The organism is Paraliobacillus zengyii (genome assembly GCF_003268595.1).
GTDB classification, from domain to species: domain Bacteria; phylum Bacillota; class Bacilli; order Bacillales; family Amphibacillaceae; genus Paraliobacillus_A; species Paraliobacillus_A zengyii.
Window position 1 is genome coordinate 318,835 of sequence record NZ_CP029797.1, and the last position, 16,488, is coordinate 335,322.

General features: G+C 37.0%; 15 protein-coding genes and 2 pseudogenes. 4 read left to right on the top strand and 13 right to left on the bottom strand.

Annotated elements, in window-relative coordinates; all coding sequences use genetic code 11:
- Positions 1–37: 37 nt before the first annotated feature.
- On the top strand, positions 38–1,228 hold the full coding sequence (locus DM447_RS01665; RefSeq protein WP_112182613.1) for an aminotransferase-like domain-containing protein: 1,191 nt from the start codon (positions 38–40) through the stop codon (positions 1,226–1,228).
- Between the two features lie 35 nt (positions 1,229–1,263).
- Here the strand turns inward: DM447_RS01665 and DM447_RS01670 are convergent, their stop codons facing one another.
- The 7 genes from DM447_RS01670 to DM447_RS01700 all read right to left on the bottom strand — a co-directional run bounded on the left by DM447_RS01670 (position 1,264) and on the right by DM447_RS01700 (position 6,724).
- Complete coding sequence (locus tag DM447_RS01670) at positions 1,264–1,698, bottom strand: YueI family protein (protein WP_332871759.1); 435 nt, start codon at positions 1,696–1,698, stop codon at positions 1,264–1,266.
- Between the two features lie 115 nt (positions 1,699–1,813).
- Positions 1,814–2,200, bottom strand: a complete 387-nt coding sequence (locus DM447_RS01675) for an ectoine synthase (protein WP_112179524.1) — start codon at positions 2,198–2,200, stop codon at positions 1,814–1,816.
- Between the two features lie 30 nt (positions 2,201–2,230).
- Entirely contained in the window at positions 2,231–3,490 is a 1,260-nt protein-coding gene (gene ectB / locus DM447_RS01680) for a diaminobutyrate--2-oxoglutarate transaminase (protein WP_369974657.1), read from the bottom strand.
- A gap of 68 nt (positions 3,491–3,558) precedes the next feature.
- The gene (gene ectA / locus DM447_RS01685) at positions 3,559–4,074 is read right to left on the bottom strand and encodes a diaminobutyrate acetyltransferase (protein ID WP_112182615.1); all 516 of its coding nucleotides are present in this window, start codon (positions 4,072–4,074) and stop codon (positions 3,559–3,561) included.
- Between the two features lie 243 nt (positions 4,075–4,317).
- Positions 4,318–4,464 (bottom strand): YfhD family protein, encoded by a 147-nt coding sequence (locus DM447_RS01690; protein ID WP_112179529.1) that lies wholly within the window; start codon positions 4,462–4,464, stop codon positions 4,318–4,320.
- A gap of 67 nt (positions 4,465–4,531) precedes the next feature.
- The gene (locus DM447_RS01695; protein ID WP_112179531.1) at positions 4,532–5,137 is read right to left on the bottom strand and encodes a DNA-3-methyladenine glycosylase; all 606 of its coding nucleotides are present in this window, start codon (positions 5,135–5,137) and stop codon (positions 4,532–4,534) included.
- A 117-nt stretch (positions 5,138–5,254) separates the two neighbouring features.
- On the bottom strand, positions 5,255–6,724 hold the full coding sequence (locus DM447_RS01700) for a catalase (RefSeq protein WP_112179533.1): 1,470 nt from the start codon (positions 6,722–6,724) through the stop codon (positions 5,255–5,257).
- Between the two features lie 397 nt (positions 6,725–7,121).
- Here DM447_RS01700 and DM447_RS01705 point away from each other — a divergent pair, with 397 nt between their 5' ends.
- The 3 genes and pseudogenes from DM447_RS01705 (at position 7,122) to DM447_RS01715 (ending at position 9,360) form a co-directional block, all read left to right on the top strand.
- Positions 7,122–7,898 carry an ABC transporter ATP-binding protein gene (locus DM447_RS01705; RefSeq protein ID WP_112179535.1) on the top strand — a complete coding sequence of 259 codons (777 nt, stop codon included), beginning with the start codon at positions 7,122–7,124 and terminating at the stop codon, positions 7,896–7,898.
- Between the two features lie 60 nt (positions 7,899–7,958).
- Positions 7,959–8,829 (top strand): annotated as a pseudogene (locus DM447_RS01710) (bile acid:sodium symporter family protein).
- Between the two features lie 183 nt (positions 8,830–9,012).
- The gene (locus DM447_RS01715) at positions 9,013–9,360 is read left to right on the top strand and encodes a DUF1360 domain-containing protein (RefSeq protein WP_112179537.1); all 348 of its coding nucleotides are present in this window, start codon (positions 9,013–9,015) and stop codon (positions 9,358–9,360) included.
- Positions 9,361–9,462: 102 nt separating this feature from the next.
- Here DM447_RS01715 and DM447_RS18790 read toward each other — a convergent pair.
- The 6 genes and pseudogenes from DM447_RS18790 to DM447_RS01745 all read right to left on the bottom strand — a co-directional run.
- Positions 9,463–9,771, bottom strand: a pseudogene (locus tag DM447_RS18790) (Mov34/MPN/PAD-1 family protein); the annotation flags it as partial.
- Positions 9,772–9,955: 184 nt separating this feature from the next.
- Positions 9,956–11,032, bottom strand: a complete 1,077-nt coding sequence (locus DM447_RS01725; protein WP_112179541.1) for a glycosyltransferase — start codon at positions 11,030–11,032, stop codon at positions 9,956–9,958.
- Positions 11,033–11,184: 152 nt separating this feature from the next.
- On the bottom strand, positions 11,185–13,200 hold the full coding sequence (locus DM447_RS01730; RefSeq protein WP_112179542.1) for an NTTRR-F1 domain: 2,016 nt from the start codon (positions 13,198–13,200) through the stop codon (positions 11,185–11,187).
- Positions 13,201–13,452: 252 nt separating this feature from the next.
- Positions 13,453–14,154, bottom strand: a complete 702-nt coding sequence (locus DM447_RS01735; protein ID WP_112179544.1) for an acyltransferase — start codon at positions 14,152–14,154, stop codon at positions 13,453–13,455.
- Entirely contained in the window at positions 14,154–15,242 is a 1,089-nt protein-coding gene (locus DM447_RS01740) for a Gfo/Idh/MocA family protein (RefSeq protein ID WP_112179546.1), read from the bottom strand. Before DM447_RS01740 ends, DM447_RS01735 begins: the two co-directional genes overlap by 1 nt.
- The gene (locus DM447_RS01745; protein WP_112179548.1) at positions 15,239–16,342 is read right to left on the bottom strand and encodes a DegT/DnrJ/EryC1/StrS family aminotransferase; all 1,104 of its coding nucleotides are present in this window, start codon (positions 16,340–16,342) and stop codon (positions 15,239–15,241) included. Before DM447_RS01745 ends, DM447_RS01740 begins: the two co-directional genes overlap by 4 nt.
- Between the last annotated feature and the right edge of the window lie 146 nt (positions 16,343–16,488).

Genomic DNA, 16,488 nt, shown 5'->3' on the forward strand with positions numbered 1-16,488 from the left:
TCTAAATTGTTTAATAAATGAAGGTGGGAGAGCAATGATGAAATATGGTTTTTCACATCGTGTACGTTATTTAAGGTCTTCAGCAGTTCGTGATATTCTGAAAGTCGTAAATAAAGGGGATGTGATTTCTTTTGCAGGGGGATTACCAGATGAAGGTTTATTTCCAGTCGAGGCGATGCAACAAGCTTTTACTAAGGCGCTAACATCGGGTAATAAAGCACTACAATATGGTGAAACAGAAGGGCTATTAGCATTAAGAGAAAGGTTAGTAGAAAGAATGAAGTGTAAAGGTATATCGCGACGACCAGAGGATATTTTGGTTACGTCTGGTTCACAACAAGCAATTGATCTGTTTGCTCGTATTATGTTTAATCCAGGTGATATAGTTCTAACGGAAAATCCGACATACTTAGCTGCTTTGCAAGTATTCTCTTCTTATGAAACAAATGTTGTAGCAGTTGATTCAGATCATGATGGTATGCTCGAAACAGACTTAGAGGAAAAGATTAAAACGCTAAAACCTAAATGTATTTATGTTGTGCCAACTTATTCAAATCCAGGTGGAAAAGTATGGTCGTTAGATCGACGAAAAAAATTATTGAGTCTAGCTAAAAAGTACCATGTTGTTATTTTAGAGGATGATCCTTATGGTGATATTCAATTCGAAAAGAAAGAAACACCGCCATCTTTAGCTTCAATGGATCAAAATAAGTATGTACTTTATACAAGTACAATTTCTAAAACCGTTGCACCAGCACTTAGGATTGGTTGGATTGTTGGGCCTCATCAAATCATACGGCTAATGGCACAAGCTAAACAAGCAACCGATCTTCACACAAATTCTATTAGTCAACATGCACTTGTTCATTTGATAGATGATTTTGATATTGATGGACATATTCAACGGATAAGAGATACCTACTATGAACGGATGCTTATCATGAAGAATTTACTTGATCAAGTAGAATTAGAAGGAATGTCTTATACAGAGCCTAAAGGTGGCATGTTTATGTGGGTAAATATGCCGAAACATATTAATACAACAAAGTTATTAGAAACGGCTGTCAGTAAAGGGGTTGCATTTGTACCCGGTGCACCGTTCTACGTTTCAAATCCAGAAGAAAATACAATGCGTTTAAATTTTACGAATGCCAATCCAGAAAGTATTAAGATAGGAATGGAAAGACTAGTTTCAGTAATCGAAGAGACAAAACTTCAGCTCACCTAAAAAAGAAGCCGGCTATGTGTAAAAGCTGGCTTCTTTTATTGATTATATCCAAAAAGTCGTTTCCAGAAGGACGGCTTTTTCTTTTGCTCTGATTCTAATTCTTCTTCCTCTTGTAAATAAATATCTTCTTTATCAATAGCGTAATCATACGTCAATACAAGACCGAAATCCGATTCAGCATCTCTATTATTAACAGTGGTATAGAGGACTTTATGTTTTGTTGCTAATTGGCGATAAGGCTTAAAAAACCCAAATGAAATATTTCCGTTCAACAAAATAGTAGTCGTAGGGTTTTCTTTTATCAGTTGTTCTAATTCTTTTATTCCTTTAGCTTTCATTACTTGCCCTTTTGTAAGTACGAAAACAACTCTTTCACGAAGTGTACCTAAAAAAACCTTTCGTTCAGCAGGGTTAATCTCTTTCGCACCGTAGATACCGTCTTGCAAATAATCTTCTACATCTTTTTTCAAAATTGCACACTCCTTTGGAAAGTAATCAAGCCTTATTATATATGATTTATGTTTCTTTGTAATCTTATACAACTAATTAAATGAAAAAAACCCCCGTAATGGAGGTTCTTTCTAATTAATCTTCGTCTACTGGATAGACGCCGTTCTCATCATGTACTTCATTACCTGAAAGGGCAGGATTGAAAACACAAACCATTCGCATATCAGTTTTTGCACGTAAAAGGTGTTCGTCGTTTTTATCTAGTGCATAAAGTTGATCTTTTTTAATAGGCCACACTTTGTTGTCACTAATTGTTACAACTTCTCCTTCTCCTTCTATACAGTAAACAGACTCTAGATGATTTTGATACCAAATATGCGTTTCTGTACCAGCTTTAATAATGGTGTCATTTACGGAATAACCCATTCCATCACTTTTATTAATTAAACGACGACTAATCCAATTGCCACCGTCTACTTCATGTTTTGTGCCTAATACTTCTTCTAAAGATACAACTTTCATAAAAAAATTCCTCCTGTTGATTATCCTAGTCTAATTAGTAACTGGTTTTTTTACGACTGATTTAATACTTGCTTCAAGTATTTCTAAGCCTTTATTTAATCCCTCATCATCAATGTTTAAGGCAGGGAATAATTTAAATACTTCATCATTTGGGCCAGATGTTTCCATTATAAGACCAAGTTCGAATGCTTTTGCAGCAATCTTATTAGAAAGACCTTCAACTTCTGAAGCAACACCAACCATAAAGCCACGACCACGTACTTCACCTTTAAGTTCCGGATATTTTTCGACCATTGTTTCTAAGAAATCAATGATTGTCTGTGATTTTACTTTTACATTATTCTCTAGTGCATCGTCTCTCCAGTAATCAAGTGCGGCAGTTGCAGTAACAAATGCATGATTATTACCACGGAATGTTCCATTATGCTCACCTGGTGCAAACTTATCTATCTCTGGTTGAACTAATGTCACTGCGAATGGTAAACCATAACCGCTAAGTGATTTAGATAGACAAACGATATCTGGTTTAATGCCTGCTGGTTCAAAACTAAAGAACGTACCAGTGCGACCGACACCTGCTTGGACATCATCAACAATTAGCAAAATGCCCCAACGCTTACATACTGTTTCTATTTTCTTCAACCATTCAAAGCTTGCAGCGTTAATGCCACCTTCACCTTGAACAGTTTCTAAAATAATAGCCGCTGGAATCGCAACGCCACTACCACTATCTTCTAAAAAGCGTTCTAGATATTCAATTGAATGATCATCATCGACATAATTATCATAAGGCATTGTTACAACATTTTGTAATGGGATACCAGCTCCCTTACGCTTCATGGAGTTACCGGTCACAGATAATGATCCAATTGTCATACCGTGAAAACCATTCGTGAAACTAATAATATCTGTTCTACCTGTTACTTTACGCGCTAATTTTAATGCGCTCTCTACTGTGTTTGTACCAGTTGGTCCAGGGAACATAATTTTATAATCAAGATCACGTGGTTTTAAAATAACATCACGGAAAGTTTCTAAAAAATCTACTTTTGCTGTAGAAGCCATATCAAGTGAGTGTGTAATTCCATCACTCTCTATATATTCTATTAGTTTTTTCTTCATTTTATCGTTATTATGACCATAGTTAAGAGCACCGGCACCAGAGAAGAAATCAATGTACTCTTTCCCTTGTTTATCCCACATTTTGTATCCTTTTGTCTTGGTGAAAATGGTTGGAAAACTTCGCACATAACTACGTACCTCAGATTCTAAATCATCAAAAATTTTCATATCTTCACTCACAGATTTGCCTCCTTGTATTTGCTATCCTAAAAGTATTTTCTAAATATTTAATCTATTTAAGTTTCTATTGGACCTACTCGGAAGTTTAGTTCTTCCTCATGCGAGTCATTTGGAAATAGTTCTTGTTTAAAAAACTCACTTACTTCACACTTTGTATTATACTGGCGAGCTAATTTTTTAAATAATGCTTGTGATGCTTTGTTTGATGGGGTTACAGTTGCTTCAACAAAACGGACTTCTTTACATGCGTCTCGTTTAAATAATTCATTTAATAATTTAGATGCAACTCCCTTACCTCTTTGAGATGAATCCACACCTACTTGCCATATGAATACAACATCTGATCTTTCTGGGGGTATAAATGCAGTAACGAATCCCACTAGTTTATCAGCTTCTTTTGCAACAACACATGTTTCAGCAAAATACTCACACATCATTATATATTTGTAAGCAGAATTTTGATCTAAAGTTGATTGATTGACTAACTCCCACATCGCTGCGCCGTCTTCCACTGTTGGTTTTTCTAACCTAATAATATCATTTGGAGCAGTTGTGATTTGACTGTTAATGATAACTAACCCCTTTCTTAATTCAAATTGAATTCTAGCCGTATCGTGTCCATATATTATATTAAGGGCAAATAGAAGTAATGGCAAATAAGGTATAGCGTGATTAATTGGCTCTAATCACGATTACAGTTGATTAGATGTATGAGAGTTGCTTAACTTTAAGAATGCTACCGAATTGTTAGTAATTCTAACAATTCGACCATATTTGCTATTATTTACCTAAAAGAAAAACAAGCGCTAGGCTTTCTAGCGCTTGTTTTTCTTTTTCTCAGCACGTTCGTCTGCTTCTTGCATCCGATTCATTGCTTCCATATCGTCTTTATCAGCTAGTTCTCTTGAAAATTCTACATCTTCATTTTTGGCAATGTTGTTTGTGTTCGTTTTTTTATTCACTTCGTATGTTCCTTTCTTACTTCAAGTTCATTTTAGTTTGAGAAAAAAAACGGATAAATATGCATGTTTACCTGGAAACAAATGAATTTCCCTTAATCCAAAAACGCCAAGGATAATTTGTTGCGTCGCCAGCATTATCAATCCCAATTCTGGGGCCAGTTTGAATAGATGATACTGATGTATGAGGTCTAGCGATCCAAAGAGGAGAGTGATTTAGTTGATGTCCATAATCATCCATAGTTATAGATAAAGCTTTGGTTAATTTTCCGGGACCATTAGTTAATTGTTTGTCTTTTGTTATTTTAGGTCTTCTTGTCCTCATTAACTCAAGGTTAAAAGTGGGTTCTACAGCACGAATTAATACAGCTTCTGGTTGATTAACCTTGCCACTTACTACATTAAATAAAGAATGTGTGTGCATGCTATACATGTATGTTGTTCCAGGTTTCGAAAACATTGCTTCTGTTCGTTTTGTTCTTCGATTTAAATAGCTATGGGAAGCTTGATCATCTGGACCGATATAAGCTTCTGTTTCAACAATAATACCGGCAGCATTACCTTCAGTTGTTTCTTTTACTAAGACACAACCAAGTAGTTTTTTTGCTAATTCTAAGGTAGGTTGTTGATAAAATAAATTGGGCAAAGATTTCAGTTCAGATAGGTTAGTTAACATAGATTTTACTCCTTTGCTATTTTTTTATCCTGGTGAATCAGGGAATGGAGTTGTGCTTCGTTAGTATTACCTAAAAAAATAAAGACACTGCACAAAGGCAGTGTCTTTATCGCGATATTATTCGCTTATTTCTTGTGGTAATGCAGTACCAAGTTCTTTGGCAATGCCTTCTGCTAATTCTGGAGCTACTTTGTAAAACTCTTTAAGCTGTCTCGCAACAATTTCTTCATTTCTTACGCCACTCATGTGGTCAGCAAAGTTTTTAATTGTATGTTGACGTTCTGCATCATTCATTACATCACGGAATAAAGCACGAGGTTGTGAGTAGTGATCATCACTATCATATCCTACACTATCTGCTGTTCCAGAAACTTCGAATGGGTTAATTTTGTTTTCAGGCGTTTCTTTTGGACCACTGTAACTATTTGGTTCATAGTTAACAGCTCTGCCACCATTGCCATCAAAACGCATTTGACCATCACGTTGATAGTTATCGACACTAGATTTAGCACGATTAATCGGTAATCCTTCATGATTTGCACCGATACGATAACGGTGTGCATCTGAATAACTGAATAAACGGCCTTGTAACATTTTATCTGGTGAAGCTTCAATACCAGGAACAAAGTGTGCAGGTGAAAATGCTGCTTGTTCAACTTCTGCAAAATAGTTCTCTGGATTACGATCTAATACCATACGACCAACTTCGATTAGAGGATAGTCTTCATGTGACCATACTTTAGTTACGTCAAATGGATCATAATGGTAAGATTTTGCTTCTTCTTCTGGCATAATTTGTACTTTAAGCGTCCAAGAAGGGTGGTTACCATCTTCAATTGCATTAAACAAGTCTTCTGTATGATAATCTGGATTGTCACCAGCCAACTTACCTGCTAAATCAACATCTAAGTTTTTAACACCTTGATCAGTTTTAAAGTGATACTTAATCCAGAATGCTTCACCTTCTGCATTTACCCATTTAAAAGTATGACTTCCATACCCGTTCATGTGGCGAAGTGTAGCAGGAATACCACGATCAGAGTGTAAAATCATGATTTGGTGCAATGATTCCGGTGATAAAGACCAGAAATCCCAAACCATGTTAGAGTCTTTAAGATGTGTTCTTGGATCACGCTTTTGTGTATGAATAAAGTCAGGGAATTTGATTGCATCACGAATAAAGAATACTGGTGTATTATTACCTACTAAATCGTAGTTTCCTTCTTCTGTGTAAAATTTAACTGAAAAACCACGAGGGTCACGTACGGTATCAGCAGAACCTAGTTCGCCTGCAACTGTTGAAAAACGGATAAACATTGGTGACTTTTTACCAGCTTCTGATAAGAAATCTGCCTTTGTGTATTTTGATATGTCATTGTTAGTTACTTCAAAGTAACCATGTGCGCCTGCACCTTTAGCATGTACAACACGTTCTGGAACGCGCTCACGATTAAAGTGTGCTAGTTTTTCTAAAAGGTGTACATCTTGAATTAATGTAGGTCCATGTTGACCTGCTGTAATTGAATTTTGATTATCTCCGACTGGAGCGCCAGAGGCAGTTGTTAAATTTTTTCTCTCGTTACTCACTAAATAACACCTCTCCTTATTAAACTCTAATATTTAAAGAATATATCCTTTATTATAATACAAACTTTATAAAAATCAATGTTTAATTAAAATAATTGTAATTAAAAAGATGTTGTAATTGATTGATAGTTAGTTTGCTAGATAATTATTGTTATATTTAAGTGGTAAGAATTGCATTATGTTATTTTGGTATTTCCCCAATGCAACCCTTTGTATTAGTTGTGATTACGCTTTCCTAAAACAGAGTTTATATTCTAAACTAGAATACTTAAACAATATAAATGTATCTAAAAAATTTTATTGATCAGCAAACGCAAGTGAGAATTAGTTTAAAAGACTCGAATTTTTTAAAAATTTGCGCAATAATAGACAGTAATGGAATTAGAGGAGGAAAGTCATGATACTAGAGATAAAGAAAGCTGGTTTGTTGCGTAATGGAACTTGGATTTTGAAAGAACTTGATTGGAAAATTCAAAATCAGGAACATTGGGCTTTGCTTGGCTTGAATGGAGCGGGGAAAACAGCTCTATTACATATGTTATGTGCCTATTATTTTCCGACAGAAGGGGAAGTTACTGTATTAGGTAAGCGATTCGGGAAAGATCGGCTTGGCGAGGAACTACGACAAAAAATAGGAATTGTTTCCTCAATTATTCAGGGACGTTTTTATGAAGCAGATAGTGCCTATCAAATTGTTTTAAGTGGTGCGTTTGCTTCAATTGGATTATATGAAACCCCAACAGATGACATGCGTGATAAAGCGCAAAATCTTTTAAAAGATTTAGGTTGTTTTAGTTATGCGAATCGTAGCTTTTATACATTATCACAAGGAGAAAGACAACGGGTTATGGTTGCACGAGCGTTAATGGCTGACCCAGAGCTATTGATTTTAGATGAACCTACAAATGGATTGGACTTTATGGCAAGAGAACAGCTACTTGAGTCAATTGAGCACCTGACAAATCAGCCTAATTGTCCATCATTTATCTATGTAACACACCATGTGGAGGAAATTTTACAATGTTTTAATAAAACATTGTTACTTAAAAACGGGAAAGTTTTCGAAGCGGGAAATACGAAGGATATTATGCAAGAAGACAAACTTTCAACATTCTTTGGAACTAATATCGAATTAATTTGGCAAGATAATCGACCAACAATACGAAAAAGGTAAAGGTTTAATTTTGACAAAACCATATAATCTCAACAGGATGGAAAGGGCGTATTTTCATTTATGTTAAATCAAGTCAAGCATATATTAGAAAAACTAATGCCTTTTAGTACACCAATCAGTGTCTCTGCATAGTCTTGTTGTTGGCTGATGATTTAAAGCAATTTTCCATCTTTATGCCATGGATATTTGCATTTATGACCTTTTAAGGGAGTTTAAAATCTAGCTTCACTGCATTAAAACGAGCAGTTTCGCATCCCTTACCTATTGTAATTGCTTTGTTTATGTTATATATTATAATGCCTTTATGGGCATGGGGTGTGGGTCATATTGTTTTGCTAATGATACACTAACCATTACTGGTTTAATTTTAGCAATGGTTATACCTACAGGAATTACAAGCTTTATTTGGGTGTCAATGTATTGAGGTAACATAGTTCTAACTCTATCAATTATTTTAATTGATACGATTCGATCGCCGTTTATTGTACCTTCAATAGTAGGGATGTTAATTAATGAATGGACAAAAGGAAAAGTAAGAGATGGGTTAGGGGTAAAACTTAAACCATTTTCAAAAATAGGATTAGCCGCTGTAATTATGATTAATACATCGGTTGTTGCACCTTATTTAAGAAATATTAATAAGAAGTTAATCCTTATTGCAATTGTAGTGTTCTTTATTGCCTTTTGCGGTTGTTTATTTGCTTGGTTAATTGGAATTTCGACTTAACGCGATCGAGATATTATTTCCTTAACATTCACTGGTGGCATGCAGAATATTAGTGCAGGAGCTGTAATCGCTGTAGCATATTTCCCTCCTCCAGTAGCAGTTCCTGTTGTAATCAGTATGTTGTTCCAACAAATTCAAGCATCTATTTATGGACAACTATTAAAACGATATTATTCAAGATCGAGTTATCAATATAATTATTAAGATAGAGTCTAAAACCTTTTTATATAACTACTGATGGGAACTATGAGGTGTGATTAGTTTTTCAACGTAAAAATTCAAGAAATTGTTTGTTTCTTATTTCAATATTGGATATATAACTCAAACCTTTTAAGGTCGTATTGCATAGAATAGACGGGTAGGCTCAAAGCTAAATGAGGTGAAAATGTGCTTTCCGTATTTGAATTTATTTTATTGGGTTTAGCAACTTTTCGACTAGCACGATTATTTGTATACGATCAAATTACCACCAAATTTCGTTTACTCTTTCAGATGGAAGAAGAGAATGTGCTCCATGATGGAACAGTTGAAATCATCATTAGTGGAAAGGGAACAGGAATTAGACGTTTTATTGGCGAACTCCTAGCTTGTCATTGGTGTGTTTCCGTATGGTTTAGTGTTATTTTATATGGAGGCTTATTATTCTTTCCTTTTCTTTTCACACCAATTGTAATCATCTTTTCCGTTGCGGCTATTTCGGGAATTGTGCAAACAATAACCAATTATTTTATTTAAAGAGAAAGATAGTTCACTTTAGCTATCTTTCTTTTTAATCCAATATACGTATTGATTTCAATAAAAAGTGCAGTTCCGTCATATGATGGAACTGCATTCAAATTACTTACGTTTTATTGTCTTTTTACCACACCCACAGCCTCCAGTTCGTCTAACAGGTTTAGCTTTAATAACTCTCCTTTGCGGCATCTTATTCCCCCCTTTCAAGTTGCAGTGGATAACCTTTAAATGAATTATCTTTAATAGTGAAACAAGAAATAGAATATGGTGTTGTTTTAACGAAAGAATAATCATTTTTACTTTTTTATCTGGATGTTGACGTATATCTGTTTTGGATGGTCTTGGACGTGAAGTGGGATGGCTATGATAAATAGCGATAGGTTCTTCACCTTTTTTTGAGATTGCTTGGAGTGTATGTGTTACTTTATCTTCATTGACTTAAAATCGAGTAGGGGTGTTTGCTTTGTTTGATAGGATATAAAGGCTAAATATTGTTTTCCCCTTTCCACTTAAAATTCCACAAGTTTCATTTGGCACCTGTTTTATTGCGTCTAATACTAGTTGTTGATAGAGACTTTTTGGTAAAATAAGTATTCTATTTATTTAATTTCTTTTCTAAAAGTACTTTGTTAAATAAAATGCGTTCATCTTTTGGTCTATAGTTACGAGCAAGTTCGTTATGCTGAAAAGATTTCTGGAAGTCTTGTAAATTATAGTAACAAACGCATAATTGCAAGTGTGGATACCAAGTGGAATAAGCTGGATAAGTGAAACTCCATTTGTTTGGATCTATTTCTAATGTTGTTGCTAGTTCATACCAAAAAATTGCATGTTGAAATTCTCTGTTCCTTTGGAAATGAAATCCTATCCGACTAGAAATCTCAGGACGTGGTGTCCTAGCAAACTGAAGAGATTCAAATAGTGAAGCTAATTCATTTTGCTTGTCATCTAGATAACGGTAACAATCAGCTTTATTAATACAAGCATAAACTTTGTCTTCAATCCAACCAGAAGAGAGAGAAATATTTTCTTTATAGCTTTTTATCGCTTCTTCGTAATGTCCATTCTCACGTAATTCATTTCCATAATAAAAATAGTCGCGTGCGGTAAAAGTCTCTCCTTTTTTTCGACGATTTTCATAAATAGCTAAATTTCTCCCAACAGAGTGATTCATTTTTTTGTGTGTTATGGAAATTTCTGAATTGATGATTTTGCCACTGACATTGAGGTAGTTATGACAATCACCTTGCCACTTGAAATTTTTCTCTCTTTTTAATAAGCGATTCAAACGATATTTTAATGTGACATTACCGTATTCATCTGTTTCTGCATTATAATACATGGAAACTGCATCAACGCTTGGATTAAGTGATTTTTTTAGATCTCTTAGCTTTTTCTGATCTTCTGGTAAGATAATATCATCAGCATCTAAGTAGATAATATAATCTTGTGTAGCATATTTAAATGATTCATTTCTAGCAGCGGCAAAATCACCAGTCCAGTCAAAATGGAATACCCTATTTGTATAACGCTTTGCAATTTCTACTGTTTTATCTGTTGAACCCGTATCGATAATGTTAATTTCATCTGCAATATTTTTAATCGTCTCTAAACAACGTGCTAATACTTCTTCTTCATTTTTAACAATCATACACAAACTGATAGATATCATTTGATCTAATCCTTTCATAAGAAGCTAGTTAATAATCATTTTATGTTATGTTGTTGTTTCGGTTTGTATTAAAACCTATAGTTTAAAAATTTTTTTAACGATAAAATAAATAGAAGAGAAAGAAAATTCTTTCTCTTCTAAAATAGTTATTATTACGGAAATACAATTAGATTCAATTCTCTATTAATTGCGTCTGCAGTTTGAACGTTGGTTGCAGTAGTCACAATTACTCTTACAGTATAATCCACAGTATCTGTTGCAGGTGCTGTATCTACATAGGTGTCGGAAAGTGGAAATCTTTCTGTCCCAGCTGATGCGAGTTGACGATTTAAGACTCGTGTTTGAATTAAGTTAGCGTCTCGATATAATCTGACTTCAAATATTACTTGATTATCTGCGGTATTGGTTGTTTCAACGGCTAGAGCGTAATCTATTTTAATGTTCTCGTCTAATTCTACATCGACACCAGCTACCGTAGCTACAGTTACTTCAGTGTTTAAGGGAACAGTTGGTGGGTCAAATACAGAAATTGATCCCGGTGTATTAATAAAGAAAAGTTCTGGTTGTATACCCGTAGGTCCAATAGGCCCTGTTGCGCCAGTAGGTCCAATAGGTCCGGTAGCGCCAGTGATTCCGGTAGGTCCAGTAGCGCCTGTAGCCCCAGTGGCTCCGGTGGGTCCAGCAGGTCCGGTAGCCCCAGTGGCTCCGGTAGGTCCAGTAGCGCCTGTAGTACCAGTGGCTCCGGTAGGTCCAGTAGGTCCGGTAGCCCCAGTGGCTCCGGAAGGTCCAATAGGTCCGGTAGCCCCAGTGGCTCCGGTGGGTCCAGCAGGTCCAGTAGCGCCTGTAGCCCCAGTGGCTCCGGTAGGTCCAGTAGGCCCTGTAGCACCAGTGGCCCCGGTAGGTCCAATAGGTCCGGTAGCGCCAGTGACTCCGATAGGTCCAGTAGCCCCAGTAGCGCCAGTGATTCCGGTAGGTCCAGTAGCGCCTGTAGCCCCAGTGGCTCCGGTGGGTCCAGCAGGTCCGGTAGCCCCAGTGGCTCCGGTGGGTCCAGCAGGTCCAGTAGCGCCTGTAGCCCCAGTGGCTCCGGTAGGTCCAATAGGTCCGGTAGCGCCAGTGATTCCGGTAGGTCCAGTAGCGCCTGTAGCCCCAGTGGCTCCGGTGGGTCCAGCAGGTCCGGTAGCCCCAGTGGCTCCGGTGGGTCCAGCAGGTCCAGTAGCGCCTGTAGCCCCAGTGGCTCCGGTAGGTCCAATAGGTCCGGTAGCGCCAGTGATTCCGGTAGGTCCAGTAGGTCCGGTAGCCCCAGTGGCTCCGGAAGACCCAGTAGCGCCTGTAGCCCCAGTGGCTCCGGTAGGTCCAATAGGCCCTGTAGCCCCAGTAGGTCCGGTAGCGCCAGTGACTCCGATAGGTCCAGTAGCCCCAGTAGCGCCAGTAGGTCCAATAGGTCCAGTAGCCCCAGTGGCTCCGGAAGGTCCGGTAGGCCCAGTAGCGCCTGTAGCCCCAGTGGCTCCGGAAGGTCCAATAGGCCCTGTAGCCCCAGTAGGTCCGGTAGCGCCAGTGACTCCGATAGGTCCAGTAGCCCCAGTAGCGCCAGTGGCTCCGGAAGGTCCAGTAGGTCCAGTAGGCCCTGTAGCACCAGTAGGTCCGGTAGCGCCAGAGGCTCCGATAGGTCCAGTAGGTCCTGCTTCCCCGTCACCAATAGCGTCAAGTAAAGCAACATCATCAATAAATATGAATGGTGTATTTAATGCACTATTCGGTTTACTGATAATTACTTGTGCCTGTGTTGTGCCCACGGGTGCTGTAGAAGTAGTTTGATAAATTTCGTTCCAGTTATCGTCTATAACAAGTGGAAGTGTGTCATATGCAATTGTCACGTCTAATCCAGTACCTATTACACTATCTGTAGCGTCTAAGAATAATACTTCGAGAAAAATAGTAGGACTTGCTTGAAGTTTAAACTTTGCTAAAGACACGATCAATTCAAAGCTATCTCCAGACTCAGCGGAAACTGTTTGTGAGATTGAAGCAGGTGCTACACTACTGGGGAATCGTGCAGAATAGTATCCTGAATGGGATTGTTGAACTGTTACAGTTGTGTTTAGAGAATCCCATCCCGTTAAATCACCTGTTTCAAAACTTCCATTTATTATTAAATTTTGGATTGGCATAAAAAAATTCCTCCCTTCAATATATTTGAGATACATTGCTAGTTTCACTAGAAATGCAACTCAATAGTATAGTATGAGAGGGAGAAGAAATTGCAAAGGCGCTTAACTTAAGAGCTGAGGTCCAATCTGAGAATGTGCGAAATTCTAGTAGATTATAATAATGCTAATTGTAGTTTTATGCCGAAAGAATAGTTTAAAGAAAGTGATAACAGAAAAGGTAAGCATTTTTCGTTTGGTTATCTAATCAATCATTTATTTCTCTAGTTCTTTTCCAGCGACTCCAATAACTGTTTTATGGTCTGGAACATCATGGACGACCACTGTTCCAGCACCGATAGTAGACTCTCTCCCAATCGTAACGTTAGGGAGTAGTGTTGCATTGTTTCCTATTTTAGCTCCAAATTTAATGAGTGGGCCTCTAAGTCCAACCCCACCAGAACGCATATATTTATCATTGGAAGTAGAACAACAGGGACCTATAAAAACATCATCTTCAATCTCCATAAAGGCAGTGATATAACATCCTGTTTGTATGGTAACGTTATTGCCGATTAAAGTATTGTTTTCTATTATCGCATTGCGTCCTACTACACTTTGTTTTCCGATTTCTACATGTTCTCTTACGCTAGCTAAATCACCAATAAAAATTGAATCGTGTAAAATACTGCCGCGATAGATCACGCAGTTATCTCCAATCTTCACACCATTCCCAATAACTAATGGTGGTAAATCGGATATTTTATTTTTAACTTGGTTCATCTGCTTATTCCCAGAAGGTGATTTACCCAGAGAAGTCATATTTCCAACAGTAACGTAGTCGTCAATGACAGTATCTTTTTTAATAACACTATGATGGCCAATTGTGACGAAATCCCCTATTATTGCATCCTTTTCAATCACTACGTTTTCTCCTAATGTTACATTTTTTCCTATAAAAGCTCGCTCATCAATCATTATTTTCCCTCCTTATCTGAATTCTGTTGCATTTGGATTGTTGAAAAGTCAGTAATAGGGAAGCGAACTTCTTTGTTCAATTTATCCGAATAATACAATCCAAAAATGAACTCAAGTACTTTTTTCGCCTCATAAACATCTATTGTTGCGGTGTGTTCTGGGTTTGTTAAGGCTTGATAAAAATCTTTATACATATAAAGTCTATCTTCATGATCCATTGCAATCTCGCGTACTTCTTTTTCTGAAATGGACTCATTTTCAAGATAAAAACGCTCTACTTGGTTTAAAGCAGGTCCGCTAAAAGCTACTGTTCCATTTTCACTAACAACATGTAGGGCATAGCCAATGTTTTTTGGTTGTGTTAGAGCATTTGCAGAAATCGTTCCAGGCACATCGTTTTTAAATTGAATCGTACCAACTGCGACGTCTTCCGTTTCTTTCCATGACGCAAAGTTTTTTGTTTTTCCATAAATGGATTGGATATCTCCCATAAACCAAAGAAGCAGGTCTGCTACATGCAACCCCTGATTCAGCAACATACCACCATCATCTTCCCAAGTACCTCTCCAACTTGCCTGTTGATAATATTCTTTGGGTCGATTGATTTGAACAGATGCAGAGGCAGTATATAACTTCCCAAATTGGTTTTGCTCAATTAATGCCTTGGTTTTTTGGAAAATCGGTCGATAACGAAGTTGATGACACACAAGAACTTGTCGATTACATGCTTCAGATAGAGCGATAATTTCATTTGCGTCTTTTAAAGATAAAACGAATGGCTTTTCAACAATGACATGCTTTCCTTTACTTAGTGCTTGTTTAATCATCGTACTGTGTAAACCAGAAGGCGTAGTGATGATGACGACGTCAATTTCTCCCAATTCTAATAGTGCTTGGTAATCGGTGAATAAAGCTACTGTCTTTTCTTCCTTATTAGTTGGAAGAAGTGCTTTGATTTTATCTGCCCTTCCTAAATCAGAATCGGCTACAGCAATTAAGTGAAACTTATCTTTCAACTGGGAAAGGATTTGAACGTGTTTCTCTGAAATGAATCCACACCCAATTAATCCAGCGTTTAGTAGCGTCATTGTAAATCAACTTCTTTTATCGAATTGATAATTTTTCTTTGTTCTTCATTTGTTAGAAATGGATGCATTGGAATAGATAAGACAGATTTAGATAATGTTTCTGCCTCAGGGAAATCGCCTACTTGATAATGAAGATCTGCGTATGCTTTTTGTAAATGAAGACAGCAAGGATAATAAATTGCTGCTGCTATTTCGTTTTTCTTTAGGTTTGTAATAATCGCATCTCTATTGGTGCTCTTTAGGCAAAAAAGATGATAAACATGCTTGTTATCCTGCTTCTCATTGAGAAATTCAACTGTTGAAAGAGAGCTTAATTGATCTATATAAACCTTTGCTGCTTTTCGTCTCTTTTCATTCCAATTGTCTATATGGTCTAGACACACTAGTAAAATTGCAGCTTGGAGTGAGTCTAGCCTACTGTTATAACCAACTTCATCGTGATAGTACTTTTTATTACTTCCGTGTACACGAAGTTGGCGAATGCGATTTGCTATTTGTGTGTTATTGGTTGTGACAATCCCTCCATCTCCAATTCCACCAAGATTTTTAGTCGGAAAAAAAGAAAAGCATGCTGCATCTCCTAAACTTCCTACTGGTCTATCCTTATACGTAGCTCCATAGGCTTGACATGCATCCTCAATAACTATTAAATTATTATCTTTGGCAATTTGGTTGATTTGATCCATTTCAGCTGCTTGCCCAAATAAATGAATGGGAATAATACATTTCGTTTTTCTGGTAATATGTTTCCTTATTTGAGCTGGATCAATTAAACCTGTTGCAGAATCGACATCAGCAAATACCGGTCTTGCACCAATACGACTAATGGCCTCTGCTGTTGCAATAAATGTAAATGGCGAAGTAATAACTTCATCTCCCTTTCCAATCCCATAAGCGTGAAGCGTTAATATTAATGCATCTGTTCCGCTTGCTACAGTGATTGCATCTGAAACAAGCAAATTAGTCGCAACCCTTTTTTCCAACTGTGCTACTTCTGGTCCTAAAATAAAGTTTCCACTTTGCAATACATTTTTCATTGTTTCTAGAAGTTCTGTTTCAATCGATTGATACTGTCTTTTTAAATCTATTAGGCGAATCATACAAAATCTCCTTTCTAATGTTTACATACTCTAGTTACCTTATGACTATGTCGTAAGAGAAGGAACGGCAAGTAACTAAAGGCGCGTGGGTATGATCACTGATTTTAAAAACTAGTAGCATCGCCTTTTTTAGAAGAAACAAGAAC

Excerpts from the sequence above, each read along its gene's own strand:
- DM447_RS01695 (WP_112179531.1), bottom strand. The coding sequence starts at position 5,137 with ATGTTAACTAACCTATCTGAACTGAAATCTTTGCCCAATTTATTTTAT.
- DM447_RS01730 (WP_112179542.1), bottom strand. The coding sequence starts at position 13,200 with ATGCCAATCCAAAATTTAATAATAAATGGAAGTTTTGAAACAGGTGAT.
- DM447_RS01705 (WP_112179535.1), top strand. The coding sequence starts at position 7,122 with ATGATACTAGAGATAAAGAAAGCTGGTTTGTTGCGTAATGGAACTTGG.
- DM447_RS01725 (WP_112179541.1), bottom strand. The coding sequence starts at position 11,032 with ATGATATCTATCAGTTTGTGTATGATTGTTAAAAATGAAGAAGAAGTA.
- DM447_RS01745 (WP_112179548.1), bottom strand. The coding sequence starts at position 16,342 with ATGATTCGCCTAATAGATTTAAAAAGACAGTATCAATCGATTGAAACA.
- ectB (WP_369974657.1), bottom strand. The coding sequence starts at position 3,490 with ATGAAAATTTTTGATGATTTAGAATCTGAGGTACGTAGTTATGTGCGA.
- DM447_RS01735 (WP_112179544.1), bottom strand. The coding sequence starts at position 14,154 with ATGATTGATGAGCGAGCTTTTATAGGAAAAAATGTAACATTAGGAGAA.
- DM447_RS01675 (WP_112179524.1), bottom strand. The coding sequence starts at position 2,200 with ATGAAAGTTGTATCTTTAGAAGAAGTATTAGGCACAAAACATGAAGTA.
- DM447_RS01740 (WP_112179546.1), bottom strand. The coding sequence starts at position 15,242 with ATGACGCTACTAAACGCTGGATTAATTGGGTGTGGATTCATTTCAGAG.
- DM447_RS01665 (WP_112182613.1), top strand. The coding sequence starts at position 38 with ATGAAATATGGTTTTTCACATCGTGTACGTTATTTAAGGTCTTCAGCA.